At 60.1% G+C, this 26,461-nt stretch carries 25 protein-coding genes and 1 tRNA gene; 12 read left to right on the forward strand and 14 right to left on the reverse strand.

What is annotated here, in order from left to right:
* Positions 1-6 precede the first annotated feature (6 nt).
* Positions 7-603, forward strand: a complete 597-nt coding sequence (locus tag RIB87_RS02425) for a YceI family protein (RefSeq protein ID WP_350143125.1) — start codon at positions 7-9, stop codon at positions 601-603.
* 22 nt (positions 604-625) lie between these two features.
* Here RIB87_RS02425 and RIB87_RS02430 read toward each other — a convergent pair whose 3' ends face one another.
* From RIB87_RS02430 to RIB87_RS02470, 9 genes are all read right to left on the reverse strand, one after another.
* Complete coding sequence (locus tag RIB87_RS02430; RefSeq protein WP_350143127.1) at positions 626-1,243, reverse strand: PAS domain-containing protein; 618 nt, start codon at positions 1,241-1,243, stop codon at positions 626-628.
* A gap of 60 nt (positions 1,244-1,303) precedes the next feature.
* Positions 1,304-1,378 (reverse strand) — tRNA-Glu (locus tag RIB87_RS02435).
* Between the two features lie 166 nt (positions 1,379-1,544).
* Positions 1,545-3,356, reverse strand: coding sequence for a single-stranded-DNA-specific exonuclease RecJ (recJ, locus tag RIB87_RS02440; RefSeq protein ID WP_350143129.1), 1,812 nt, complete (start codon positions 3,354-3,356; stop codon positions 1,545-1,547).
* Entirely contained in the window at positions 3,340-4,335 is a 996-nt protein-coding gene (gene glpX, locus RIB87_RS02445) for a class II fructose-bisphosphatase (protein ID WP_350143131.1), read from the reverse strand. Before glpX ends, recJ begins: the two co-directional genes overlap by 17 nt.
* Positions 4,336-4,427: 92 nt before the next feature.
* On the reverse strand, positions 4,428-5,747 hold the full coding sequence (locus RIB87_RS02450; RefSeq protein ID WP_350143133.1) for a homoserine dehydrogenase: 1,320 nt from the start codon (positions 5,745-5,747) through the stop codon (positions 4,428-4,430).
* On the reverse strand, positions 5,747-6,997 hold the full coding sequence (locus RIB87_RS02455; RefSeq protein WP_350143135.1) for an LL-diaminopimelate aminotransferase: 1,251 nt from the start codon (positions 6,995-6,997) through the stop codon (positions 5,747-5,749). Before RIB87_RS02455 ends, RIB87_RS02450 begins: the two co-directional genes overlap by 1 nt.
* A gap of 213 nt (positions 6,998-7,210) precedes the next feature.
* Positions 7,211-8,731, reverse strand: coding sequence for an OmpA family protein (locus RIB87_RS02460; protein WP_350143137.1), 1,521 nt, complete (start codon positions 8,729-8,731; stop codon positions 7,211-7,213).
* 246 nt (positions 8,732-8,977) lie between these two features.
* Positions 8,978-9,934: an N-acetyl-gamma-glutamyl-phosphate reductase gene (gene argC, locus RIB87_RS02465; protein ID WP_350143139.1), complete on the reverse strand. Its 957-nt coding sequence runs from the start codon at positions 9,932-9,934 to the stop codon at positions 8,978-8,980.
* Positions 9,935-10,088: 154 nt separating this feature from the next.
* The gene (locus RIB87_RS02470; RefSeq protein WP_350143141.1) at positions 10,089-10,460 is read right to left on the reverse strand and encodes a VOC family protein; all 372 of its coding nucleotides are present in this window, start codon (positions 10,458-10,460) and stop codon (positions 10,089-10,091) included.
* Between the two features lie 40 nt (positions 10,461-10,500).
* On the opposite strand from RIB87_RS02470, the gene RIB87_RS02475 reads away from it, so the two are divergent.
* The gene (locus tag RIB87_RS02475; RefSeq protein ID WP_350143143.1) at positions 10,501-11,037 is read left to right on the forward strand and encodes a winged helix-turn-helix transcriptional regulator; all 537 of its coding nucleotides are present in this window, start codon (positions 10,501-10,503) and stop codon (positions 11,035-11,037) included.
* A gap of 21 nt (positions 11,038-11,058) precedes the next feature.
* Here the strand turns inward: RIB87_RS02475 and RIB87_RS02480 are convergent, their stop codons facing one another.
* The 3 genes from RIB87_RS02480 to rplM all read right to left on the reverse strand — a co-directional run bounded on the left by RIB87_RS02480 (position 11,059) and on the right by rplM (position 13,328).
* Positions 11,059-11,850 carry an esterase/lipase family protein gene (locus RIB87_RS02480; protein ID WP_350143145.1) on the reverse strand — a complete coding sequence of 264 codons (792 nt, stop codon included), beginning with the start codon at positions 11,848-11,850 and terminating at the stop codon, positions 11,059-11,061.
* A gap of 507 nt (positions 11,851-12,357) precedes the next feature.
* Entirely contained in the window at positions 12,358-12,858 is a 501-nt protein-coding gene (gene rpsI / locus RIB87_RS02485; protein ID WP_350143147.1) for a 30S ribosomal protein S9, read from the reverse strand.
* Between the two features lie 5 nt (positions 12,859-12,863).
* Positions 12,864-13,328 (reverse strand): 50S ribosomal protein L13, encoded by a 465-nt coding sequence (rplM, locus tag RIB87_RS02490; RefSeq protein WP_350143149.1) that lies wholly within the window; start codon positions 13,326-13,328, stop codon positions 12,864-12,866.
* A 290-nt stretch (positions 13,329-13,618) separates the two neighbouring features.
* On the opposite strand from rplM, the gene RIB87_RS02495 reads away from it, so the two are divergent.
* The 3 genes from RIB87_RS02495 (at position 13,619) to RIB87_RS02505 (ending at position 16,231) form a co-directional block, all read left to right on the forward strand.
* Entirely contained in the window at positions 13,619-14,440 is an 822-nt protein-coding gene (locus RIB87_RS02495) for an enoyl-CoA hydratase (RefSeq protein ID WP_350143151.1), read from the forward strand.
* A gap of 61 nt (positions 14,441-14,501) precedes the next feature.
* A complete protein-coding gene (locus RIB87_RS02500; protein WP_350143153.1) occupies positions 14,502-14,921 on the forward strand; it encodes a CoA-binding protein in 420 nt (139 codons plus the stop codon).
* A 32-nt stretch (positions 14,922-14,953) separates the two neighbouring features.
* Positions 14,954-16,231, forward strand: a complete 1,278-nt coding sequence (locus RIB87_RS02505; protein WP_350143155.1) for an O-acetylhomoserine aminocarboxypropyltransferase — start codon at positions 14,954-14,956, stop codon at positions 16,229-16,231.
* A 125-nt stretch (positions 16,232-16,356) separates the two neighbouring features.
* Here RIB87_RS02505 and RIB87_RS02510 read toward each other — a convergent pair whose 3' ends face one another.
* Positions 16,357-17,424, reverse strand: coding sequence for a COX15/CtaA family protein (locus RIB87_RS02510; protein ID WP_350143157.1), 1,068 nt, complete (start codon positions 17,422-17,424; stop codon positions 16,357-16,359).
* 122 nt (positions 17,425-17,546) lie between these two features.
* Here RIB87_RS02510 and RIB87_RS02515 point away from each other — a divergent pair, with 122 nt between their 5' ends.
* Positions 17,547-17,771 carry a DUF2842 domain-containing protein gene (locus RIB87_RS02515; protein ID WP_350143159.1) on the forward strand — a complete coding sequence of 75 codons (225 nt, stop codon included), beginning with the start codon at positions 17,547-17,549 and terminating at the stop codon, positions 17,769-17,771.
* 286 nt (positions 17,772-18,057) lie between these two features.
* Here the strand turns inward: RIB87_RS02515 and RIB87_RS02520 are convergent, their stop codons facing one another.
* Complete coding sequence (locus RIB87_RS02520) at positions 18,058-19,128, reverse strand: polysaccharide deacetylase family protein (protein ID WP_350143161.1); 1,071 nt, start codon at positions 19,126-19,128, stop codon at positions 18,058-18,060.
* Positions 19,129-19,269: 141 nt separating this feature from the next.
* Between RIB87_RS02520 and RIB87_RS02525 the strand changes: the two genes are divergently transcribed.
* The 6 genes from RIB87_RS02525 (at position 19,270) to RIB87_RS02550 (ending at position 26,459) form a co-directional block, all read left to right on the forward strand.
* Positions 19,270-20,490, forward strand: coding sequence for a GNAT family N-acetyltransferase (locus RIB87_RS02525; RefSeq protein ID WP_350143163.1), 1,221 nt, complete (start codon positions 19,270-19,272; stop codon positions 20,488-20,490).
* 69 nt (positions 20,491-20,559) lie between these two features.
* The gene (locus tag RIB87_RS02530; protein WP_350143165.1) at positions 20,560-21,489 is read left to right on the forward strand and encodes a hypothetical protein; all 930 of its coding nucleotides are present in this window, start codon (positions 20,560-20,562) and stop codon (positions 21,487-21,489) included.
* Between the two features lie 6 nt (positions 21,490-21,495).
* Positions 21,496-22,737 (forward strand): GNAT family N-acetyltransferase, encoded by a 1,242-nt coding sequence (locus tag RIB87_RS02535; protein ID WP_350143167.1) that lies wholly within the window; start codon positions 21,496-21,498, stop codon positions 22,735-22,737.
* The gene (locus tag RIB87_RS02540; RefSeq protein WP_350143169.1) at positions 22,734-24,170 is read left to right on the forward strand and encodes an oligosaccharide flippase family protein; all 1,437 of its coding nucleotides are present in this window, start codon (positions 22,734-22,736) and stop codon (positions 24,168-24,170) included. Before RIB87_RS02535 ends, RIB87_RS02540 begins: the two co-directional genes overlap by 4 nt.
* A gap of 112 nt (positions 24,171-24,282) precedes the next feature.
* Positions 24,283-25,554 (forward strand): GNAT family N-acetyltransferase, encoded by a 1,272-nt coding sequence (locus RIB87_RS02545; RefSeq protein WP_350143171.1) that lies wholly within the window; start codon positions 24,283-24,285, stop codon positions 25,552-25,554.
* Positions 25,551-26,459 carry a JmjC domain-containing protein gene (locus tag RIB87_RS02550; protein WP_350143173.1) on the forward strand — a complete coding sequence of 303 codons (909 nt, stop codon included), beginning with the start codon at positions 25,551-25,553 and terminating at the stop codon, positions 26,457-26,459. The genes RIB87_RS02545 and RIB87_RS02550 overlap by 4 nt, the downstream gene beginning before the upstream one ends.
* The last annotated feature ends 2 nt before the right edge of the window (positions 26,460-26,461 follow it).

Consider the following 26,461-nt stretch of genomic DNA (forward strand, 5'->3'; position numbering starts at 1 on the left):
CCATAGATGAACATCGCCGTCATCCGATCAGTTGCAGCAACCGTGACACTTGCCGGAGCATTGTTGCTCGCTCTGCCAGCCGGGGCGGCTCAGTGGACCATCAATGACGACGCCAGCACCCTGGGCTTTGAAACGGCCGTGCTGGGCAGCCCAGTCAGCGGAACATTTGGTGAGTGGTCAGCCGACATCACCTTTGACGAAACCGACCTTGAAAACGCGACTGTGTCCGTCACCATTCAAACCGCGACAGCCGATACCGGCGACAGCAGCCGCGACAGCGCCCTCGCAGGACCAGATTGGTTTGCCACTGAGGCCCATCCGCAGGCAACACTTGTCAGTACTGCATTCCGCCAGACAGGCGGCAACACTTTTGAGATGGACGCAGACCTCACCATCCGCGACCAGACAAACCCCATTACCCTGCCGTTCACTCTTGCGCAAACCGACGAAGGCACGAAGGCAACAGGCGCTGTAACCATCACGCGAACCGATTTTGGCGTCGGACAGGGCGATTTTCTGACCGGCAATACGGTGTCGCTGGATGTCACCATCTCGATTGATATTGTCGCAAGCCTGACGCAGGACCAATCCCCTGCCGAGTAGGCAGTGTGTACAGGCAATGCAGTCATGGTGTGGTTTTCAAACGGTCCAAAACCGACTGTTCAGGGACGCCAAAGCCAAGATCAAGTACCACACCATCGCGCCAGCATGTGCCAATGACCGACCCCTGCTGTGCCACGTCATAGCTCATAATGGCCTGTGCGCTGTGCAGCCCCAACACCAGGTAGGGGGCGCACCCTGAACCACTGTCCAGCGGCAGGGTGATGGTTTCCGCCCTCACATGCGCACCGGAAGCGTATGTATTCTCATATACTGAAAAAGTGCCGCACGGCCTGTCAGCCACGAGCGCAATACATTCGTCGATCCGAAGCCGCTCTGTAGCATCCAGATATTCAATGAAGTTGTGGCCGGTCAGGTCCGTACCAAGACGATGCGCAACAGACGTTCCCATCAGCCGATAAACAACGTTGCCCGGCGCAATGCGCTCCATGATTGTCAGGTCAGGCAGCAGCGAGGCCATCTGGCGCAGATTGAGGTCACTGCGGCGCGGTACCGTTTTGTTTCCCCGCGCGGCTTCATAGGCCATCAAAAACGCGATCAGCCGATCCGGCGCATCAGACATGGCGATGGCCGTGCCATACGCTGACAGGTCGATTTTTCTATCGGGTATAGGGTTTTGCATCACACATGCTGTTCGCCGGTTTCAGGTCAACCGGCAGTGTCATGCAAACGTGTGAAGAAATGGTACGCCCTAGGGGAGTCGAACCCCTCTTTCCAGGTTGAAAACCTGGCGTCCTAACCGATAGACGAAGGGCGCACAATGTGCGCTTTTGGGCAAACCCCTGCAAACGCGGTGCGCATAACTGATGCGGTGCAGGTGGTACACCGCCTCCCCGTCACGTTCAAGCCTAATCCATCCCTAAATCAGGCAATTTGTGCGACTTTTTATCAGCCGGTTTATCAGCCGGTGACTGCAATCACTCTCATGCTGCCGGTGCGGCATCCTCGATATGCAGCTCAACGGCCTCTCCCCCACGCCAGGTATCACGCTTGAGACGTCCCGCCACATGAATACGCTGGTCCTGTGCATTCAAAAGCGCCTGCCCCAGCGGTCGGTCCGCACTGCGAAAGGCCACGGCTTTAAGGTTTTTGCCGCTCTCGCCCTTGAGGGTAACGCGCACATGGCCCGTGCCTACCACATCAGCAAACGCCACGCGGGCATCCGCAACAGCGATTCGTGGCTCGGGATTGCCGGAGCCATAGGGCCCTGCCTGCGCAATCAGGTCCACAAGCTGCGCGGTGGCCCCGCCACACGATACGGCACCATCCAGCGTCAGCCCTGAATGGGTGAGCGCAGATTGAACCTCAGCGGCCAGATCACGCTCAATGTAGTCGGCGAAGGCGTCAAGCGCGCCCGCTGCAATGGTCAGCCCGGCCGCCATGGCGTGTCCGCCACCATTCACAAGCAGCCCGGCCTCAAGAGCGCGCACAACCCCCGCTCCCAGATCAACACCGGCGACAGAGCGACCGGAGCCTTTTCCCATGCCTTTTTCGTCCAGCCCGATAACAATCGCCGGCTTGTTTGTGCGCTCTTTTATGCGCGCTGCCACAATGCCGATAACACCAGGGTGCCATCCATCACCTGCCACAACGCTCACAGCGCGATCCGCCAGCCCGTCGCGCTCGACAATACCCAGGGCATGGTCCAGCACATCAGCTTCAATGGCGCGACGTTCCGCGTTCAGCACATCCAGCCGCTCGGCAATGCGGGTTGCTTCGTCTGCGTCATCGGTTGCCAATAATTTGGCTCCAAGACCGGAGGCCCCAATGCGTCCGCCCGCATTCACGCGCGGTCCCAACAAAAACCCCGCGTGATACGGCGATGGATGGCCATCCATCCTGGCAACCGCCCCAAGCGCCCGCAATCCGACATTGCCCTGGGCCTGCATGACCCTCAGCCCCTGCGTGACAAAGGCCCGATTGACCCCCGTGAGCGGCACCACATCGCAAACCGTGCCAAGGGCCACAAGATCAAGCCACTGCGTGAGATTGGGTTCAGGCCGCCGATCAGAAAAATAGCTGCGCTGCCGCAACGCGCGATTGGTGGCAACCGCCAGCATGAACGCAACACCCACAGCAGCAAGCTGCCCCTGCCCGGAGACACAATCCAGTCGGTTGGGATTGACCACAGCCCACGCAGGCGGAAGCTGCGGGCTGGCCTTGTGGTGGTCAATCACCAGCACATCAAGCCCCGCCTCGCGGGCGACACCCAGCGCCTCATGCGCCATGGTGCCGCAATCAACGGTGATGACGACGCGTGCCCCTTCTTCAGCCAGCAACCGCATGGCAACGGCGTTGGGCCCATACCCTTCCTTGATCCGGTCAGGAATATAGATACGTGGCATCGCGCCAAGCGCACGCAAGTAGCGCTCCAGCAGGGCACTGGAGGTTGCTCCGTCCACGTCATAATCACCAAAAACAGCAACAGCTTCGTTAGCGATAACTGCATCCGCCAGCCGTTCAGCCGCCTTGTCCATGTCGGTGAAGGTGGAAGGGTTCGGCAACAGGTCGCGCAATGTGGGCGACAAATAGACCGGCACTGTTTGCTCGGTTACGCCGCGTGCTGCCAGCACCCGGGCCAGGAACAGGTCCAGCCCATGAGCCTGGACAATGGCCTGCACCATACGCTCATCAGCGTGCCGCAGGTGCCAGCTTCGGCCCGCAAAGGACTGTGCAACACCCAAAAGCGGTGCTGCGGTGTCGCTTTCATCTGCGGGTCTAGCGGAACTTTGCAAGATAGCTGTGCTGTGCCTTGATGTACCGAACGGTGCCGGTGGACGAACGCATGACAACGGTGTGGGTTGTCACTTTATCACGGTCCCACTTGATGCCATCCAGCATGGTGCCGTCGGTTACGCCGGTGGCGGCAAACAATACGTCGCCCGATGCCAGTTCGTTGGTGGTGTATTTGCGGTCGAAATCTGAATAGCCGATGCGTTCCGCGCGGCGGCGTTCTTCGGCGTCACGGAACACCAAACGCGCCTGTATCTGCCCGCCAATGCAGCGCAGGGCGGCTGCCGCCAGCACACCCTCAGGAGCACCACCAGTGCCGATATACATATCAATGCCGGTGTTGGGTTCTGCTGTATGAATGACGCCCGCAATGTCTCCATCGGGGATCAGCGTTACACTCGCACCTGCATCGCGTACTGACTTAATGAGATGCGCATGACGCGGGCGATCAAGAATACATACGGTGATCTGCGACGGGTCCACACCCTTTGCCTGCGCCAGCTTCAGCACATTGTCCTTGGGATCCGCGTCAAGGTCCACCAGACCCTCCGCATAGCCGCCGCCAATGGCGATTTTTTCCATATAAACGTCAGGCGCGTTGAGCAGGCTGCCGCCTTCCGCCATGGCGATGGTTGCCAGCGAATTGGGCATACACTTGGCGCATAGTGTTGTGCCTTCAAGCGGGTCCAGCGCAATGTCCACGCGCGGGCCCTTCTTGGTGCCGACTTCCTCACCGATATACAGCATCGGTGCTTCGTCGCGTTCGCCTTCACCAATCACCACGGTGCCATCAATATCCAGCGCGTTGAGTTCGCGCCGCATGGCGTCCACGGCGGCCTGGTCAGCGGCTTTTTCATCGCCGCGCCCGCGCAGCCGGGATGCTGCAACAGCCGCCCTCTCTGTCACCCGTACCAGTTCAAGGGTCAGTTCGCGGTGAAGCAGCGAATCCAGTGATTTTTCCTGCGGCGTGGCCTTGCTCATGGTCGATGCAATCTTTCGTACAAATTACGTATCATCCGGCAACAACCGGAACGGGAAATGGATTGGCGCGGCCCCCCTGCTGCGCCACGTTATTACAGTGATTCGATGCGGATCACGTGCGGCAGGCGGGCAAGAATGTTCGCCCCCTCAATAGCACGAACTGCCGCAAATAGCGCCTTGGGGTTTGCCGGATAGGTAACAACAATCACCGGCATGATGTCGCCGGGCGAATGACCCTTCGCAGGGCGTTGAATCATGGTTTCAATGGAAATGTCATTATCGGCCAGCAGACGGCTCATAGCCGCGACCGTGCCTTTTTCGTCGGCCATTTCCATCCGCAGATAAAACGCTGCGGGGGTTTCATCAATGGCAGAGACTGCCGGTTTGCTGAGTTCGCCAACCCGAACTCCGAACGTCGGCACATCCAGCCCGCGCGCAATATCGGAAATATCCGCAACAACCGCCGAGGCCGTGGGGCCTTCGCCGGCACCCGGGCCGACAAACTCGACCGACCCTACAAAATCAGCCTCAAGACGCACCGCGTTGCCCGGTCCGCTCACAAACGCCAGCGGATGACTGAGGGGCACAAGTGCAGGCTGCACACGCTGACTGCAGCCACCGCCATCATTCGTGGCGACGCCCAGCAGCTTGATGCGGTAGCCAAGCTCAGCCGCAGCCTTGATGTCCTGCGCCTCGATGGACTCAATGCCGGTGGTGTCCACCGCGCTCACATTCACCTGCGTGCTGAATGCAATGCTCGCCAGAATGGCAAGCTTGTGAGCGGCGTCAAACCCGCCAATATCGGTTGTCGGATCAGCCTCCGCAAAGCCAACGTCCTGCGCCTTGCGCACAGCATCGGCAAAGCTCATGCCCTGGTCTTCCATCAGCCCAAGCACAAAATTACAGGTTCCGTTGAGGATGGCGACAATGCGCGTTACCCGATTTGCCGCAAGTCCCTCGCGCAGTCCCTTGATAACCGGAATGCCCCCGGCAACCGCCGCCTCATAGGCAAGCGTCACACTCTTCGCTTCAGCAACAGTGGCAAGCGCCACCCCATGATGTGCCAGCAGTGCCTTGTTGGCAGTCACAACATGCTTGCCGTTGGCCAGCGCCAGTTCGACAAGTTCCCTTGCTATGCCGTCTGACCCGCCGATCAGTTCGATGACAACATCAATGTCAGGCGACGTTGCCATGTCGCGGCAGTCGTCAAACCAGGTGAACGGCGCAAGATCAATCCCGCGGTCCTGCACACGGTTGCGCGCGGATACACCTGCGATGACCACAGGGCGACCCGCACGCGCCTCAAGAAGGGCTGCATGGGCAGCAAAAACCTTCACGACGCCGCCACCAACCGTGCCAAGGCCTGCAATGCCGATACGCAGCGGTTGGTCGCTCTTGGAACCTGAAGCCATTACGCGCTCACCTCGTCACCAAGGCGAAGGTCGGGGCTTTCGCCGGCCAGAATAGCGTCGGCGTTCAGCATGAAACGCCGCACATTGCGTGCCGCCTGGCGAATGCGCTGTTCGTTCTCCACCAGCGCCACACGCACATGCCCGTCGCCATATTCACCAAAACCGATGCCTGGCGAGACGGCCACCTTGGCGTGTTCAAGCAACAGCTTGGAGAACTCCAGCGAGCCGCCCTCGCGGAACTTTTCAGGCAGCGGCGCCCACGCAAACATGGTGGCGGGCGGCGATGGAATATCCCACCCGGCATGGGCCATGGACTGCACAAGCGCATCCCGGCGCACCTGATAGATCGCCCGCATTTCGTCCACACAATCCTGCGGGCCATTGAGAGCGGTTGCGGCAGCGACCTGAATAGGCGTGAACGCGCCGTAATCCAGGTATGACTTGATGCGCGTGAGCGCCGCCACAAGACGCTCGTTGCCGACCGCGAAGCCCATGCGCCAGCCCGGCATGGAATAGGTCTTGGACAATGACGTGAACTCTATGGCCACGTCCTTGGCACCGGGCACCTGCAGAATGGACGGCGGCGGCAGACAGTCATCAAAATAGACTTCCGAATAAGCAAGATCAGAAAGCAGGTAAACGTCGTGCTTGTGGGCGAACTTCACCATCTCTGCGTAGAAGTCGAGATCCACAACCTGGGCTGTAGGATTGGACGGGAAGTTGAGCACCACCGCAGACGGCTTGGGCACCGAATGACGCATGGCACGCTCAAGCCCGGCCATGAACTCAGCCTCCGTGCCCATCGGCACATGGCGAATGACAGCCCCTGAAATAATGAAACCAAACGCATGGATGGGATAGGTCGGGTTTGGCACCAGCACCGTATCGCCCGGCGCGGTGATGGCCTGCGCGAGGTTGGCAAACCCCTCTTTTGACCCGATCGTCGCGACAATCTCGGTGTTTGGATTAAGCGTCACACCAAACCGGCGCTCATAATAGGCCGCCTGCGCACGGCGAAGACCGGGAATGCCCTTTGAAGCCGAATAGCGGTTGGTACGCGGCTTTGAAACCGTCTCAACCAGCTTGTCGACGATGTGCTGCGGCGTTGGAAGATCGGGGTTGCCCATGCCCAGGTCGATGATGTCCTCACCCCGCGCCCGCGCTTCGGCTTTCAGCTTGTTGACGACCTCAAAGACATACGGCGGTAACCGTCGGATACGGTGAAATTCCTGGCGAAAATCTTGGCTCATTGTGAAAGTTCCGGTTCGTGCACAGGCCGGTGCAGCAGCGGCTTAAAACCCCGCGCGGCAGGCCCAGCGGCATTAGCAGATATATGACGCATCTGACAACGGGAGGTCACGGCGCGCCGACGGCAACAGCTTGCCGGCCTCGCGCAAAAACACGCGGCCCGGCAAGCCGGTGAACCTTGAGAAAAGTCTGGAAGATGTCGGACCGGCTACACGTTACTCAAGAAATATTTCCGTGCGCCGGTTACCGGCTTCGCCCGCTGGCATCGACTCATAATAGACCGGCGTGCGGTCGCCGACGGCTTCGATCACCAGATCAGAGGCATCGACACCACGCCGCATCAATTCCGAGGCCACGACATTGGCCCGATCCATCGACATATCGAAATTGACCAGCAGATGTGAATCGACCGGCAGGTTGGACGTACGGCTGGAAGCATGGCCCACAACCCGCACCGTGCCGGTGCCACGCTTCTTGTGAAGCGCCGCCACTTCGCTGATCTGCTCCCGGTCCTCTGCGGTCAACGCAGCAGAGCCGTGAGCAAAATAGACGGCAACGGGCGTAAACGGACCGCCCTCAGCGCCCGAAAACTCAAGCGCTTCAAACTGACCAACCGGCAATGTAAGCGCTGAGCCCTGCTCATAGGTTGAAGGGTCCGGGACCGGCGAACCCGCGCCGATAGCACCATAGTCAATCACCACGCCGTCACCACTCGAAGGTGCTGGAGCAGAAACGGTAGAAACCGGCGCTGCCACACCGCTGGTTTCCTCAAACCGTGCTGACACGACAGCAGGAACCTGCGCCCGCACTTCAGCAGGCAACGGTGGCGCGGTGGAGGTTGCAAAACCAAGCGCGTCAGTTGTCTGCGGCGGCGTAACCGGCACGCGGGCCGCGACAGCAGCAGGCGCATTGGACGAGATCTCGCGCGCTGCATCAGCTTCTGCAACGAAGGTCGGAACCGCCCGCGACGGGACGGCCGGACGGCGCGCTGCGGCCGTGGCCTGCGGTGCTGCAGCCGGGGTTTGAACGGCCACGGGCGCAGCGACGACGGCCGGGGCAACAACAGCGGTTGTTTCAGGTGCTTGAGCAGGCGCAACAACCGGCGCAGGTGCGGGAAGCGTCGAAACTTCCACGTCCTGAGTTTCTGCGGGTGTCGCCGCGGGCGCTGCTTCAGCAACAGCCTCACGGGTTGTCCTGTCAGTGTCGCCCATGCGACGGGTCGGCGCGCGATAGGCAGGGATTTCAGGAGCCGGAATGACCCCGGCCTGCGCAACAGGCGACGCTGGTGTTGCTTCGGCGGCCACGGGCGGCAGGTCAGGCAGCGGAGCGGCACGGCGCGACGGGAGCGGAGACGCCGGCGGCTCGGTACCGCCGCGCAGCGCTTCGCCGGAATAACGCGCGTGCTGACGGTCAGCCATCAGGCTGTTTGCAAGATCACGCTTGTCAGTTGCGTCGCCGGTGGCGGGAACCTGCGGCACGGTCCCTGCGGAGGGAAAGCTCGCATCAGATGATGCGTTTTCTGCCGCCTGCTGCTGTGCAGCCACTGTCTGGTTGGTAGGCGTACCCGGCGACTGCCCGGTTATCGCATCCGACACCGTAGAGGGCTTGGTCCAGTCAGGCAGCGTCGAACAGGCCGCCAGCATCATGGCAGCTGCCGCCGCCACAATCGGCGCAGCACGGCGTGATGACCGGCCTGATGAGATAGGACGTGCCAACGTGGCAGATGTTTTGGTCATGAAGCTCTCTTTATGTCCCACGATCCGCCCGCAATGTAGGAGGATCTCTTTCCTCTTGTGCTGCCAGCCATACAGCCTGTCAGCCCCCGCAAACTCCTTGATACCAAAATTATGGCTCAAGCGCAGCAACACCTTGGCAAAAACAACAATCTTTTTGCGTGCCGGGCCGGCGAGCCACAGCAACGCCAAAAAGGCTTGCCCTCAAATGCTTAACGAAGTGTTGCAGTGAGGCTTTGGCGACCGGCCTTACAGCGCCGCCAGCCCAGCCGTTTCATCAAGCCCCAGCATCAGGTTGAGGCACTGAACTGCCGCACCGGAAGCCCCCTTACCCAGATTATCAAGCTCGGCCACCAGCAGCGCCTGTCCGGGCTGGCCACCGGCGGCATCATGCCCAAAAACGCTGATCCGCAGCATGTTCGTCCCCACCAGCGCTTCACCAAACATCTCAGCCGGAGCAGCGCTGGAAGCCGCAACATCGACGAACCGTGCACCTGAGTAAAACCGCTCAAGACACTGAATTAACGATGAAATTGTCTCACTGGAGGGCGCCATATGCAGGGGCACCTGAACAAGCATTCCCTGCCTGAACTGGCTGGTTGCCGGCACAAACAACGGCGCCCGCTCCAGCCCTGTGAAATGCGTCATTTCAGGCAGGTGTTTATGGTTAAGACCAAGCCCATAAAGTCTATGTCCCTCAGATATATAGGCGTCGTTCTTCGTGTTCTCGTAGCGGTCGATCAGCGCGTTGCCACCGCCTGAATATCCCGACACGCCAAACACGGTTGCCGCCCATGACGGCGGCACAATACCGGCATCAATCAGCGGCCTGACCAGCGCTATGAACCCGGTCGGGTAACACCCTGGAACGGATAGCCTTTTGGCCTTGCGGATAGCCTCTCGCTGACCGGGTGCCATTTCGGGGAAGCCATAAACCCACCCGTCGGCCACCCGATGCGCAGACGACGCATCAAGAATGCGAACGTCAGGGTTGGTGACCAGCGCCACAGCTTCCCGCGCGGCATCATCAGGCAGGCACAAAATGGAGGCGTCACAGCCGTTCAGCAACTCGGCGCGGGCCGCAGCATCCTTACGCCGTGCCGGGTCAATCGACACGACCTCAATATCGGGCCGTGCCTCAAGCCGATCACGGATCTGCAGGCCCGTAGTACCAGCCTCGCCATCAATGAAAACCGTATGTGCCATACCGTGTGAGGCCCTTCAAACCACCAACAAAAACGGGGAAGCGCGGTCTATCACGCCTCCCCGCATTGGCCTAGGGCCGAACTTCATGGCTGACCGTTGAACCCGCCATTCCACGCATCTAATGGTTAGCGGGGCCCTTGGGAGCCTGGCGGTACTACTTCGACAGATCCTGCGCCAGCATCAGTGCATTGCCATCGGGATCGTAGAAGGTGGCCGTGCTGACCATTCCCTCAATTGTCTCGGTTTCGCCGTCGAAACGCACATCGGAGTTCTCCAGGGCCGCGCGTGCAACCGAGATATCCGGCACACCAAATACAGGCACGCAGTTTCCCGGTGTTGGTTCCAACTGTTCGCCGAGGCCTACCGTGACGCCCTGCGTATGTGTCTTCATCTCGCTCCAACCGGCATCATCCGCGTGATAGAGCAACTTGAAGCCAAGGTGCTTTTGATACCAGGCAACACTCGCAACCCTGTCGCGAACCGAAAGGGCTAGCGTAATCGTGTTATCCAACTCAACAGTTGCCATGACGTTTACCTATGTAGTGAAAATATAGTAACTATAATTCATGGACATTCCACTACTTGTCAACATCACCTCAAAGGCTTGGTCGTTAAAGATTCTGGCCTGTCTGGACGCAGGTGTGCCGGGGCGCCAAGCCTTATTGGTCGCCGCCATCGGTGCTAGCCGAAGCTCGTTTACATCGAGCCTAAACCATCTCGTGCAGCTTGGAATGCTTGAACGAAATCCCGGCCACGGTCATCCGCTGAGACCCGAATTCCGCTTGACCGCCACCGGCAAAAAAGCTGCTGCAATGGCAGGCCGTATCGTTAAGGCCGTGCCCGATGACAACGCATTTGCCGTGGTTCGTCGAAGCTGGTCCGTGCCTGTTCTGGCGCTAACCACAACGCCAAAACGCTTCACGGCCATCAAATCGGGACTGACGCCAATCACCGACCGGGCACTGTCCAGGTCACTGGTTGTTCTGGAAGAGACAAATTGGCTCAAGCGGGACATTGACCTGTTCCGTCGTGCACCAGTACCCGTCTACCATGCGGTAAATACAGGCCAGGAAATCAGCCAGGCAGTAGGGCTGCTACGTTAGGTCGGAACGACACCAACTCGCCTAGCTATGCACCTCATACAGACGACGCATCAGACGCGGTGGCTCAAAATGCCGCCAGGTGCCGCTTTTCTGCGCCAAGCGGTCAGCAACCGCGAAATACACCAGCGGATTGACACCCAGCCCCATATGGCTGGCAAAAACCTCGATGGATTCCCGCTGCCCACCGGGCAACTCGCGACAGGCATCGCCTGCCACAATAGCGTCGGTGCTTGAAAAAATGGCTGTCGCCGGCACCGGAATGGGCGCGCCCAATGCTTCGGTACGTTCTTTATCCTCGATACGATCCTTCGAGGCCAACAGATTCCACAGCGCGCCTATGGAGTTTGCCCGTACATCCTGAAACGGACTGCCCATGGTGATGACGCCGCGCACAAGATCTGCGTTTTCACGGGCAGCTTCACGCACCAGGCAGCCGCCCAGGCTCCACCCCACGAGCGACACCTTCTCGCCGGTGCGGCCTGCCAGATCCTTTGCGTTGTTCACAATGGCATCAAGGTTCGCCTGCGTCGGGCCATCATTGCGCCCGTTGCGCCAGCCGCGCGTATGATAGCCCCGGTTTTTGAGGAAACGGCGCAGCGGCAGCGTGGACGCATCATCAGCAGAAAAACCCGGGGCAACAATCACCCCATGCCCGTCACCGTTGGGCGCGCGGTCCAGCAATGGCCACGCAGCGGCCAAAGCAGCACCCTCGCCCATCACCCGAAGCTCAAGCGGCAGAAGCGAGGCGCGCGGCGGCGCTATGGGGCGATACCGGTGCGGTGTGGCATCGGTGTCAGCTGAGACCCGGGGCATGAGATGTCCATCCTGTCGCAAAGACATGTGTCGGGGGTGTTGCGCGTATGTGCGGCAATCGGATGAGACCGTCGTGACCACAACATCTTGTGTCCGGCCTGCACGACGCCGCTTTTTTACCGCACAGTCAATAGCCATACGGCTACTACGGACTTGTGGATCACCGGCGAGCGCCCCCAACACCCGCCCGTGCCACCTCTTGCCTCCCCGCGGCCCCCAGAGCGAAAAAGCACGGCCCGACCAAGTTACCCCTAGATTCCGCGATCAAGTCGCGGAAAGGCAACGGAGGTGGAACCGACGCAGCCTCATGCGCCGTCCGCTCAATCTACTGCCTCCCCGCGGCTTGACCGCGGGGCCCAGTGCTAAACAGCACGGCGAAACCAGATCGTCCCCAGGTTCCGCGATCAAGTCACGGACAGGCATGGAGTGTATGGCCCAGGCAGGCTTCAAGAACAAAAAAGGGCGGCTCCGAGGAACCGCCCTTTTTCGTAATCGCGTATCGGTGACTTAGCGCTTGGAGAACTGGAAGCTGCGGCGGGCTTTCGCGCGGCCATACTTCTTGCGTTCCACCACGCGGCTGTCGCGGGTCAGGAAGCCGCCGCCCTTGAGCACACTGCGCAGTGCAGGTTCATAGAGAATAAGCGCCTTGGAGATGCCGTGACGCACAGCACCCGCCTGGCCTGACAGCCCACCGCCGGTGACGGTGCAAAAAACGTCAAACTCGGTCGCACGCTCAGCGACCGCCAGCGGCTGGTTCACCAGCATCCGCAGCACGGGACGGGCAAAATACTGCTCCTGATCCTTGCCGTTGACGGTGATGACGCCGGTGCCGCGCTTGATCCAGACACGGGCCACCGCATCCTTGCGCTTGCCGGTGGCATAAGAGCGGCCAAGCTCGTCGATCTTGGGATCGGGAAGCGCTTCAGGCTCTGCCGCAGGCGTGCCGGTCACAGCTTCGCTCATGGCGTTGCCGAGGTCTTCCAGGGAATGGGTTTCTGATTCTGACATGCTGATTAATCCCTCGGCGTGTTCTTGGAGTTGAGCGCTGCAATATCCAGTGCTTCGGGCTTTTGTGCCTCATGGGGATGCTCGGCACCCGCATACACCTTCAGGTTGGACATCTGCTGGCGCGACAGCGGGCCGCCGGGCAGCATCCGCTGAACCGCCTTGATGACCACGTCTTCAGGGTTTTTGCCCTCAAGAACCCGCGTCGGGTTGGTTTCCTTGATACCGCCGGGATGGCCCGTGTGCCGGTAATAGGTCTTGTCGGTCATCTTTTTGCCGGTCAGGGCCACTTTTTCAGCGTTGATGACCACAATGTTGTCGCCGCAATCCATGTGCGGGGTAAACGTGGGCTTGTGCTTGCCGCGCAGGCGGGTTGCGATGATAGCGGCCATGCGCCCCACAACCAGGCCTTCAGCGTCAATAAGCACCCACTTTTTCTCGATATTCGAGGGGGTGGCGGTAAAGGTTTTCATTGGTCTTCTTGTCGTCCCGTAAAACAGAGCCCGCATACCGCAGGCCCCAAATGCAAAGCGCCGGACAGCGCTGCCCGGCGAAACCTCAATGTGGGGCGGTTTATGATGCCGTCGCTGCGCGTTGTCAATCATCTAGCGGCGAAAAGTGGTAATAAAACCAGCAGCTTGTAATTGCGGTATTATAAAACCCCATTTGGCCCCTCTGCAAGGACACAGCAAATATGCTGACGCGACCCGCTGCCCTGCTTACACTTACCGCCTAACACCGCGGCAAAAATCGAGAGCCCCCAATGTCCCAGCCAGTTGCCAGTCCAGCCACCAATGAGCCGGTACTGATTGAACATCAGGCAAATGGCATCGCCCGCCTCACCCTCAACCGGCCCAAAGCCCGAAATAGCCTTTCTGATGCGCTGATTTCCGAGCTTCACGCCGCCATCACCCGCCTCGCGGATGACCCGGCCGCCCGCGTCATCATTCTGGATGGTGCAGGCCCCGCCTTTTGCGCCGGACATGACCTCAAGGAAATGACCGCCCACCGTGCCGATGCTGACGGCGGCAAGGCCTATTTCGAGGACTTGGTCACCCGCTGCTCAGCCATGATGCAGGCCATCGTCCAGTGCCCCAAGCCGGTGATCGCCCGCGTGCACGGTATAGCCACCGCCGCCGGGTGCCAGCTTGTTGCAAGCTGCGATCTGGCGCTGGCCAGCACCGATGCACATTTTGCAACGCCCGGCGTCAATATCGGCCTGTTCTGCTCCACCCCCATGGTGGCTCTGTCCCGCAACGTGCCGCGCAAGCAGGCCATGGAAATGTTGCTGCTGGGCGAAATGATTGACGCCAAGCGCGCCGTCGAGTTCGGCCTCATCAACCAGTGCACCTCCCTCGCCGTTCTGGACGACGAAGTGAATGCATGGGCCAAACGCATCGCCGGCAAATCATCCCACACCGTCGCCATAGGCAAACGGGCGTTCTATGACCAACTGGAAATGGGCCTCGCCGACGCCTACACATTTGCCGGCCGCGTGATGGTGCAGAACATGCTGGCCCGCGACGCCGAAGAAGGCATCAACGCCTTCATTGAGAAGCGAGACCCAAGCTGGGAAGATCGTTAGACAGCGCCTGCCGTGCTCGTGTTAAGTGTGCACCAAGCAACAGCTACGGACCCGCTCGCCAATGCCCACCTATTCAGACGATGCGCTGCGAACCATCTTTGACACGACAAAAACCATTGCCCTTGTTGGTGCAAGCGACAAGCCCAACCGCGCCAGCAACTCCGTCATGGCGTTTTTGCTGGGCGAGGGATTTGACGTTTATCCGGTGAACCCGGTGAAGGCAGGCGTTGAGATTCACGGTCGCACGGTGCTGGCGTCCCTCGCCGACGTGCCGGTGCCCATCGACATGGTGGATATTTTCCGCAACTCCGACGTAGCCGGCGAAACCGTGGACGAGGCTATTGCCGTTGGCGCAAAGACCGTGTGGATGCAGCTTGGCGTCATTGACGAGGCCGCTGCCGCCCGCGCACAGGCTGCGGGCCTGACCGTCATCATGGACCGGTGTCCGGCCCAGGAAATACCGCGGCTGCGCGCCGCCTGACTTAAAACAATCCGTACAGGGAGTATTACACAATGAGCGATCAGGGTTTTTCAACGCGTGCCGTGCACGCAGGTGCCGCCCCCGACCCCACAACCGGCGCGCGGGCCACACCAATTTATCAGACAACATCCTATGTGTTTGACGATGTGGACCATGCCGCCCGCCTGTTCGGATTGCAGGAGTTCGGCAACATCTATTCGCGCATCATGAACCCCACGCAGGCGGTGCTTGAGGAACGTGTGGCAGCCCTTGAAGGCGGCACGGCGGCGCTTGCAACAGCATCAGGCCATGGCGCACAGCTGCTGATTTTCCACACCCTCATGCAGCCCGGCGACCACTTTGTGGCGGCCAGGCAGCTGTATGGCGGCTCCATCAATCAGTTCGGCCATGCCTTCAAAAAGTTTGACTGGCATGTGGACTGGGCCGACATGTCAGACACTGCCGCCGTGAAGGCCGCCATCGGGCCAAAGACGCGCGCCATCTTCATGGAGTCCATCGCCAACCCCGGCGGCGTTATTCAGGACATTGATGCGATTGCCGCCATCGCCAAGGATGCAGGCATTCCGCTGATTGTCGATAACACCATGGCCACGCCGTATCTCTGCCGACCCATTGAGCACGGTGCCGACATTGTTGTGCACTCGCTGACCAAGTTCATTGGTGGTCACGGCAATTCGGTGGGCGGCATTCTGGTGGATGCTGGCACGTTTGACTGGTCGGCGTCGGGCAACTACCCCACCATGTCGGAGCCGTGCGAGAGCTATCATGGCCTCAAGATGCACGAGACGTTTGGTAACATTGCCTTTGCCATCACCTGCCGCGTGCTGGGCCTGCGCGACCTTGGCCCCGCCATCTCGCCGCAGAATGCATTTTTGTTGCTGACAGGCTGCGAAACCCTGCCCCTGCGTATGGAACGCCACTGCACAAACGCCGTAGAGGTTGCGCATCACCTCAAGGCGCACCCCAAAGTGTCGTGGGTGTCATATGCAGGCCTCAAGGAAGACCCCGGCCACGCGCTGATGCAGAAGATCAGCCCCAAAGGCGCAGGGGCCGTGTTCACCTTCGGCCTCAAGGGTGGCTACGATGCCGGCAAGACCGTATGCAATTCGGTGAAACTGCTGTCGCATCTCGCCAATATCGGCGACACGCGCTCGCTGATTATCCACCCCGCCTCCACGACACACGCCCAGCTTACGCCGGAGCAACGCAGCGCCGCAGGTGCAGGTGACGACACGGTGCGCATTTCAGTCGGCATCGAAGACGCCGCCGACATCATCGCGGACCTCGATCAGGCGCTGGCAAAGACCTAAGCGACTTTTTTACTCCTTGCCTCCCCGTGGCTTGACCACGGGGCCCAGAGCAACATGCCCTGGGTTCCGCGATCAAGTCGCGGAAAGGCAATGAGGGAGTGTGGTGGTTAGCAGGGCTAGCGTGGTCAGGCAGGCACTGCCGCCCGGTTGCCGCCATGCACCGCGATATGCAGCAGGTAGATGGCGGCACCGAGCACCACCACGGCGCCAAACTGATGCACGCCGCCCATCCAGATGGGCACAACTGCCAGCAGTGTCCAGATGCCGAACAGGATCTGCGCCACAACGGCGGTTGCAAACCACATGGCCGCCTTGCGCAGGTCACGCGGCGCACCGCCCGCTACAACCCGCCAGCAAAAGACAACAGTCGCAATGGCAATCAGATACGCCACCATGCGGTGGTTGAACTGCACCGTCATGTGGTCCTCGAAAGCTGCCAGAGGCACGCCATACACGCGATCGGGAATGAACGCGCCGTCCATCAGGGGCCAGGTGTTGTAGATCATCCCCGCATCAAGCCCGGCCACAAACGCGCCCAGCACGATTTGCACATAGACAAGCGCTGCAAGACCGCCGGTCCACAATATCCAGCGCCGTTCGCCCGCACCGGCAGCCTGCCGCAAAATACCAAGCGCCACCCACAGCAGCGCCGCAAAAATAATAAACGCCAGCCCCAGATGCGCTGCCAGCCGATATTGCGACACACTCACCCGCTCGGTGAGACCGCTGGCCACCATGTACCAGCCCATGAAGCCCTGCAGGCCGCCCAGCACAAACAGCCCGGCGCATGTCCATGCCAGCCTTCCGCGCAACCGGCCTGTGGCCAGAAACCAGACAAACGGCACGAAGAACGCCAGCCCGATGAGGCGGCCCAAAAACCTGTGCGCCCACTCCCACCAGTAAATGACCTTGAACTCGTCAAGGCTCATGCCCTTGTTGACGAGTTGGTATTGCGGGATCTGCCGATACTTGTCGAACTCCTGCTGCCACACGTCTGCACTCAGCGGCGGAATAGCGCCGGTCACGGGTTTCCATTCGGTGATCGACAGACCGGATTCCGTCAGCCGCGTAAGCCCGCCGACCACCACCATGATGGTCACGAGCGCTGCAACCGCCAGCAGCCAAATGGCAATCGGCCGCTGGTCGGGTGTGGATGCGGCATCGCCGCGCAGGGTGTTGTCTGTGGAGGTCAAAGGCTGGTGCTCCGAAGCGTCACGGCCTAAATGTCGGGTCTGGTAGTGTTTAACTGGACCGGCCAGCAAAACCGGACAAGCGGCGCGATGCCGCATCTGCACAAAATCGGAGCCTGCTCTTCATGACTTTCGGCATCCCCATGCGCATCCGCAAACTGATCGGCCTCGTGGTGCTGCTGGCGTTCATGTTTTTCTATGCGCTGCTGGTGATGACCATCGCTGTCTATCGCCTGCCGGAGCATATGGGCGCCGAGATTGCCTACTACCTGACCGCGGGCATTCTGTGGGCCATTCCCGCACGCTATCTCATCGCCTGGATGCAGATACCAGACGAAGACGATGCCTAGTCGAAGCGGCCAAACGTCATCTTGTTGAGCGCAAGCAGAACAACCAGAAAAATGCAGATGGCGATAATCGCGGTCATGGCGGTGTGTCCGTCCTGAGGATGTGAATCTGTGCCGGACTATAGAAGGTTCGCCTTTGATCCCCAAATGCGGCGAGCCGAATGCGGCGAAATGCCCTTTGCTCTCACCCTGTTACCCCGCACTTGATCCGGGGCCTACTCGCAAACAATCAACTGCACGGCCAACCAGGGTGGACCCCGGATCAAATCCGGGGCAACGCAGGGTTTTCCTAGGCCACGTTTACCCGGCGGAACTTGTTCCACAGGGCAAAGGGCGCACCGCCCAGCAGTACTTCGACCAGATCCACGTCCTGAAAGTCGCCGTTGAGCGACAGACGCGGCAGGGCGCGCAAATGGTTGCCGTGGTCTGGAAACAACAATCCCTTGCGGGTGGTCACTGCGGTCGCAAACCGCTGCGCTGTCGCCAGATCAAACTCGCGCGCGCCCGCTGACCCTTCATCCCCATAGGGATACGCAAAATGCGCCGGCCGCGATCCAAGCTCTGCTTCAAGCCGCGCTGTGCCCGCCATCATATCCTCGCGGGCACGCTCCCTTGAAAGTTTGGCCAATGCGTAATGCGACGCTGTATGCGCGCCGATGGTGCACAGCGGGTGAGCGTGCAGCATCCGCACCTGATCCCAGGTCATGGCAAGGCCGCGCGCCAGTGCCTGTCCGTCCACACCTGCAAGACCTGCCAGTTTTGCAATCGCGTGGCGCGCGTCATCCTCGCTGATGTCGCGCAGCCGCCAATAGACGCTTTCCCAGGCACCACGTTTTTCAACATTGGTCTGTGCGCTGTGGGCAATCACCTCGCCGCCAATCTCCATTTCAATATGGTCGAGCGCTGCAATGGAGGCTTCCAGCGTGAGCCACCACAGATCAGCACTACCGTCCGGCAGATCAGAGGCCACATAGACCGCGAACGGCGCCTCGTGTTTTTCAAATATCGGTAGTGCCAGTTCGGCATTGTCCAGATAGCCGTCATCAAAGGTGAACACTGCAAACGGCCCCGGTCCGCCGCGCCGCAGACGCTTTGCCATCTCGTCCAGCGTTACAATTTCGTAGCCGATTGCCCGCACCCGGGTGATGACCGCATCCAGAAACGCAGGCGTTACTTCCAGAATGCGATTGGGCGCGAAATCCAGGTTGCTGTTGCCCGCATCAGGCATCGCCTCGACCACCCGGTGCAGCATGAACACAGCACCCATGCCGCGCCATCCAGAGCCCAGCACCTTGTGGGCCCGCGTGGTGCGCAACGCGCCGAGGCCGAACTTCAAGACGTCACTGCCGATACGCCGCATGGAAAACTGTTTCCCGAAAGGTCGCTGATACCCGCAGCCTAGCGCCTACCTATTGCCAACCGATTGACGCGCCTCGCGCAGATGCGCTGGCATCATCCTTGCGCTGCATGTCTCAAATCATCGCAGACGAAGGGTCACGTCATGCAGCCTGCCATCATCCAGCCAGCCGTAAGAAACGACGATTTCCTTGTGGTTCCACCGCCCGTTGACGCCAATTCGCTGGTATTGAGCGCCACAACGGACATTGCATCGCTGGCGCAGCAGTGGCGTGGACTGGAGCTGCGGGCCGTCGGACATGTGTTCCAGACATGGGCCTGGGTCTCGAATTGGCACACCCATATTGGCACCGCCCGCAAAATTGAGCCGTTCATCGTTGCCGCGCACAGCCGTGACGGCACCATGCGCGCCCTGTTGCCGTTTGGCATTCACAGCCGCGCAGGTATGAGAACACTTGTATGGCTGGGAGATGAACACGCCGACTACAAAGGCCCCCTGATCGACCGCGACCTGCTGCCCGGCCTGACAGCCGGCGCAATGCAGCGGATGTTTGACAGCGCCGTTAAACTTGCCCCGCGCATTGATGCAGTGCGACTTCTGGATATGCCTGAACAGTTTGGATCAACCGCCCACCCCCTGCTTGTTTACCCCAATCAGCCAGCTCCCGTTGCCTCCCATGCGCTCACGCTGAAGCCTGATTTTGATCGTCTGTACAAAGAGCACCGTGGAACATCATCGCGCAAGAAACTCCGCCAGAAACAGCGTCGTCTCGAAGAAGCTGAAGGCCCCGTCAGCCTGAAAATCGCAACAACCCCATCCGCCCGCAGCAGGGCTATTTCAGCACTCATAGACCAGAAACGTGCGCGCCTGAACCAAATGGGTGTCGCCGATATGTTTGCAACACCCCAAGTGCGTGCCTTCTATCGTACCTTGGCCGAACAACACCCGGACATCTGCCAACTTTCAACGCTGGATGCGGGCGACACACCCGTTGCCGCCAACTGGGGGTTGGTGTGGGGAGATCGTTACTACTACGTGCTCTCCACCATGACATCCGGCGAACATCAGCACCTGTCCACCGGACAGTTGCACCTCAATGAACTGATTTCATGGAGCGCGGATCGCGGTCTTAAGGTTTTTGATTTCACTGCCGGTGACGAAACTTACAAAGACGACTGGTGCGACACAGCCATGGGACTGTTTGACGTTCACTATGGCTTAACCATCAAGGGCCGCTTGCTGGCTTGGTTCAACGCACACACTCGCACCGCAAAGCGTAAAATCAAACACCATGAGCCACTCTGGAACACCGCGCAGAAGCTGCGAAAAAAGGTCCATGACCTGCGTATGAAAACGGGTTGGTAACACCCCGCGTGCAACCGTCGCAACCATCTTGGGCACCAGTCTGCCCGATGTTCACGACGGAGACCGGACATGTCCCGGATTATTGATATATCCCAGGCGGATGCAGACCGCTTTTCTTTGGGTACCGTCCACGCACGGCACCGCTTTGAGCAAAGCGGCCTGTTCAGTGACGACACATTGGCGGAGCTGATCGACGGCTATCCCACTGAACATTTCGAGATCAACACCAGCATCGATCACGCCGACGGCTCACAAGAGTGGCGGCACGGCACCATAGGCGCGCGCACTGGCAGCGAAGTGCTTGAGGCCGTGCGCAATGGCAAGCTGTGGATCAATCTTCAGCATCTCGAAACAGTGGCACCGCGTTATCACGCGCTGGTAAAACGCGCCTTCGCTGAAATCGAGGACCGCAACCCGCGCTTCCGTGCCATGCGCCACAACACCGGCCTGCTGATTTCAAGCCCGCAGGCGCGCGTGCTTTATCATTGCGACATTCCCGTTATCGCGCTCTGGCATATTCGTGGGCGCAAGCGCCTGTGGCTTTATCCCGATACGGAAGAACTGCTGCCAATGACCGAGCGCGAAAAGGTCGTGCTGCGCGAAACCGAAGAAGAGATTCCCTACCGCAAGGAGTTTGATGCCCAGGCACAGGTGTTTGACCTGGAGCCGGGCGATGCACTGTCGTGGAAAATGCACACACCACACCGCGTCGATAATCTTGAAGGCCTCAACGTCTCCATCACCACCTCCTATTTCACGCCTGCCGCCCGCATGTTGTACGGCGTCGTGTATGCGAACGGCGCCATGCGCCGGCTCGCCGGTATCAACGCCACCAGCATCAAGGCCACTGGCCCTGTCGCCTGGGGCAAATGCGCCATTGCCGCCGCCGTGCGTATGTCGGGCGTGCTGAAACCAAACGAGCGCGTGTACGAAACAACCTTCGAGGTGGACCCGTCCCGCGCCCTTGGTTACGCCCCCATTGCCGACAGCAAGGCGTAACTGACAATGGGTGCAGTCTCACTCGGTCTGGTCAATTCGTCACTAGCAACCGCGCTGGGTGTTGGCCTGCGGACTACCGCAGCATCAGCATCCGCCAAAGAAACGGCCACTTACACCGTCAGCATCTACACTTCGCTTGAAAGCTGCGCTGCCGCATGGCGGCTTTTCGAGCAGGATGCAGTTGCAACCATCTTCCAGACCTATGGCTGGCTTGAGTGCTGGCAGCGCACCGTGGGCGAGGCGCGCGCCAGCCGTCCGCATATTGCGTTCGTACACGACAAAACCGGCAGCCCTGTCATGATCCTGCCGCTGGCGCTGGAAAACATTCTGGGTGTCTCGACACTCACCTGGATGGCCCGCGACGAGGCGGACTATCACGCGCCACTGATGACAAAAGAGTTTGCCGCAACCTGCACCGCAGCAGATATGCAGCACATTCTCACGCGCATTGCCCGGCATGTTTCCTCAGCCGATGCGTTGTCCCTCATCAAAACCGTGCATACATTTGATAGCGCTCTAAACCCGCTGACACATATGCAGCACCTGCCCCACCCGTCAGCAGCCCACGCTATATCCCTGCATGGAACCTTTGACGAGCTGTACGCCGACAAACGCAGCAAATCGACCCGCCGCAAGGATCGCCAACGCCGCCAGCGGATTGAGGCCATGGGCGACCTGAAGTTCGAAATTGCCCAAACGCCACAGCAACGCCACGACATGCTGACAAGCCTTCTCAGCCAAAAGGCAGCGTGGCTTGAAGCGCGCGGCATAACAAACCCTTTCGCGGCGGATGACGTGCAGGCCTTCCTGCAAAGCCTGATTGATGATCCGTCAGCCGCAGCCGCTCTGCACATTTCAGCCATGACGCTGAACGGCGAAGTCATTGCCGGCAATCTGGGCTACACCCGTGGCAACCGCTTTTATGCCATGATCGGCACAATCGCAGACGGTGACGTGGCTCGTCAGTCTCCCGGTATCGTGCACCTTCATGAGTTGCTCAAATGGTGCTTCGATAACGATATCAGCATTTTTGACCTGACCGTTGGCGACGAAGGATACAAAAAAGACTGGTGCGACATGCGTCAGGATCTTGTGGACATTCGCTTGCCGCTCTCCATTGCAGGCTATCTGGCAACCGCGATCCTGCGGGCCAAAGACATGGCTAAACGCGCCATCAAATCATCCCCTGGGCTGTTCACGTTTGCACTGGCCACCCGCCGCACGCTCAAGACCATCGTGCCAAAATGAGCACGGCGGAACCTACACTTGAAACCAAACGGCATGGCTCTGCGCCCCGCACCGGGTCAGCAATTAAGCGGCTGCTGACAATCCTGCTGGGGTGCCTGCCCACCCCCCTTGCCCGCCGTATGGAAAGCCAGTTGGAAAGCGCCAGTGACCTGGCCGCCGTGCTGCGCGGAGCCGCCTCCGTCATGCTCATCCGCATTGCCGGAGCCGGCATCACCTTTGCCTCCATGGTCTTGTTGGCGCGCTGGATGGGAGCCTTCGAGTTTGGCATTTATGCCTATGTATGGACCTGGGTAATTTTGCTCGGCACCATGGCGCCGCTGGGTCTCAACACATCCATCCTGCGCTTTGTCCCCGAATATATCGCCCGTTCACGCTGGGGCCGGTTGCGCGGGCTATTGATCCGCACGCACCTCATGGTGCTCGCTGCAGCTCTTGGTGCGTCAGCCCTGTGCGCAGCGGTGCTCTATGTCATCGCGCCGTCAATAGACGCATTCTACATACTGCCGTTTGTCGTCGCCCTCGCCGCCATGCCGCTGTATGCCATGATGGATATGCAGGAAGGCACCTCGCGCGCCTTTGGCTGGGTGACGCTGGCCTACCTCATGCCTTATGTGGTGCGCCCGTTGCTGCTGCTGTGCGGCATCGGCACGCTGGTGCTCATTGGCCTCGCACCTGATGCAGTGACGGCGCTGCTGGCAATGACTGCGGCCTGCGTCATCGCCATGAGCGTGCAGGCGGTATTGCTGTTTCGCGGCATCTCCCGCACCGTCCCCGATGCCCGACCGCGCTATCACGCCGGCTACTGGCTCAAGATATCCGCTCCCATGCTGATGTTTGAAGGCGCTTATCTGCTGATGGCCTCAACAGACGTGCTGATGCTCGGCAAGATCGAGGACCCGGCTGCCGTGGCCATTTATTTTGCCGCCGCCCGCACCGCAAGCCTCATCGGCTTTGTCTATTTCGCCACCGCCGCACGCGCGGTGCCCAAGTTTGCCGAAATCAACGCATCAGGCACTCGCGAAGACCTCCAGGCTTTCCTTGATGGTCTCAACCGCATGAGTTTCTGGCCCACATTTCTGGCCGCTCTCGCCCTCATCGCCGTCGGTCCCTACATTCTTGCGCTGTTCGGCGCGGGTTTTGAAACCGGCTATCTGGTGCTGGCCATTCTGGCAATCGGCTACATCGCGCGCTGCACCGTGGGACCGCTGGAATATCTTTTGTCGATGACCGGCAAACAGATGGTCGCCACACGCATCATCTGCCTGTCAGCGCTGGGCAATGTGGCGCTCAACGCCATGCTGATCCCCCAGTTCGGTACGCTGGGAGCCGCCATTGCAACCGTTATCGCCATGACGGCCAATCTCGCGGCGCTGGCATTCGCCGTGCGCCGCCACCTTGGCCTGAGCGCGTTCCTGCTGCGCCCGTCGCGTTAATCTCGCGCACGCTCGCTGCACCGCCACCACCCTGGCATCAGCCTTGCTCGGTGAACGTACCCCCACGGACCCTGCGTGCCGCAATGGCACAGGTCCACGACAGGACGCCTGCATGACCCCGCGAGCACACTCATTTGACCTGCCCGCCACACTGCGTGACGCGGCATGGCCAGCAACCAATGAACCTGGTTACGCCGCCCAGACATCATGGCTCACCGGCGCTGACGCCTGCCAGACCATTATCGCTGACTGGCGCGACCTTGCAGACAATGCCAGCGAACCAAACCCGTTCTACGAACCTCACATGCTGCTGCCCGCAATGACGCATCTGCCCGGTGGGTCAAAAGTGCATGTGATCGCCATACATGCCTCGCCCCACAGCAACCGCCTGATCGGTCTGGTGCCCGTCAAAATCACCAACACGTATCTTGGCCTGCCGGTGCGCAGCGCCCAAAGCTGGAAGCACATCCACTGCTTCCTCGCTACGCCATTGCTGCGCAAAGGCCACGAACAGGACGCGCTGCGGGGCATCATCGCCGCCCTGCGCGCCCGCCACATTACCGTCATGCGCTTTGCGCACAGCGCCGCAGATGGTGCCTTCGCAGCGGCCCTGGCTACCATTCTCAACACAAAGAACCACGCGCAGGCAGAAACACGCCGTTTTGAACGCGCCATTCTTCAAAGCACCACATCCGCCGACGATTACATCGCCGCTGCTATCTCCAGGAAGAAGCGCAAGGAATATGGCCGCATTACCCGACGCCTCGCCGAAGAAGGATCAGTAACCTTTGAAGCTGTGGAAGTAACCGACCCCGCAGCCGTGGAAGGTGCCGCGCTGGAGTTTCTGGCGCTTGAGCAATCAGGCTGGAAAGGCCGCAACGGCACTGCCATTGCCCAGCAACCCGCAGAGCAGCGGTTTTTTCTCGATGCCTGCCGCGCCGCCGCCGCCCGCAAAACCCTCAATACACTCACCCTGCGGGTCAACAACACAGCCGTTGCCAGCATCATCAATTTTACAGGTACCGCGCACGGCACCGCACCCGACGCAGGCGCGGGCCTGTTTTCCTTCAAGATTGCCTATGACGAGGGCTTTGCGCGCTATTCCCCCGGCGTGCTGCTGGAACTGGAACTGACAGCCCGCACCTTGGCCGACCCATCCCTTGCCTTTGCAGATAGCTGCGCCAACCCCGACCACCCGATGATTGATCATTTGTGGCGTGAACGGCGCGTCATGCACGACATCAACATCGCCGTATCACCCGCGACACCTGCCTGGCTGCTGGGTGCAACACGCCTGCTCGAAGCCTGCCTCGCTACCGCCAAAACAAAGGCCCGCGCAATGCTGGCTTTTGCAGCCACAGCATTGCGCCGGAGAAACTCATGACACAGCATTTCACACTGCCATCATCCGCCCCTGCCGCACTCGACATGCACATAGGCATGGAACCGTTCAAGCTGCGTCACGACCTGGCCGGTGACCCGCTTTTCAGCCTTGAAGCCATGGCGACACTCGCCACCGACCTGCCCGCCGACAAGGTGGACTACAACCGCGCCAATCTGCCGGTGGATGTTGCAGGCGCGCCCATTCCCGGCAACGGGCTGACGCCGGCGCAAACCGTCCACGACATTGAAACCTGCGGCTCATGGATGGTGCTCAAGGGCATGGAACTGGTGCCCGCCTACGCAGCCCTGCTCGATGAACTCGTGGATGAACTGGCGCGCCTCAGCGGCCTGTCACCCAAAGCCTTCAGCCACCGCGTGGCACTGGGCTTTGTGACGTCGCCCGGCGGCGTCACACCCTATCATCTGGACTCCGAGCATAACTTCCTGCTTCAGATGCGCGGCCATAAGACCATGACAATCCTGCCTCATACCGCCACCACAACCCCGCAGGACATCGAAATATCTCCGTCAAAGAGCCGCTATATCGAGTATCGCGCAGCCTTCGCACCGCTCGCCAAAACCTTTGAACTCACAGCAGGAGACGCTGTGTGCGTGCCCTTCAACGATCCGCATTATGTGCAGAACGGCAATGAGGTATCCGTCTCCATGGGTATTACATTCCATGACATGGAAACATGGCAGCGCCGCAAGGTAGCAACCGTGAACCACACCCTGCGCCGCATCGGCCTTGCACAGCCGCGTCCGGGTACACGCCCGACCGCCGACAAGGCGAAAGTGGCAGCCTACGACGCGGTAAATGCGTTGATGGACCCGATCAGGCGCAATGAAAAAGCCCGCCAGTTTGTCAAACGGCATCTGCTGCGCGGAGCAGCCGTCACGTCATAACA

It is taken from the genome of Pyruvatibacter sp. (genome assembly GCF_040219635.1).
In the GTDB taxonomy this organism is placed as follows: Bacteria; Pseudomonadota; Alphaproteobacteria; order CGMCC-115125; family CGMCC-115125; genus Pyruvatibacter.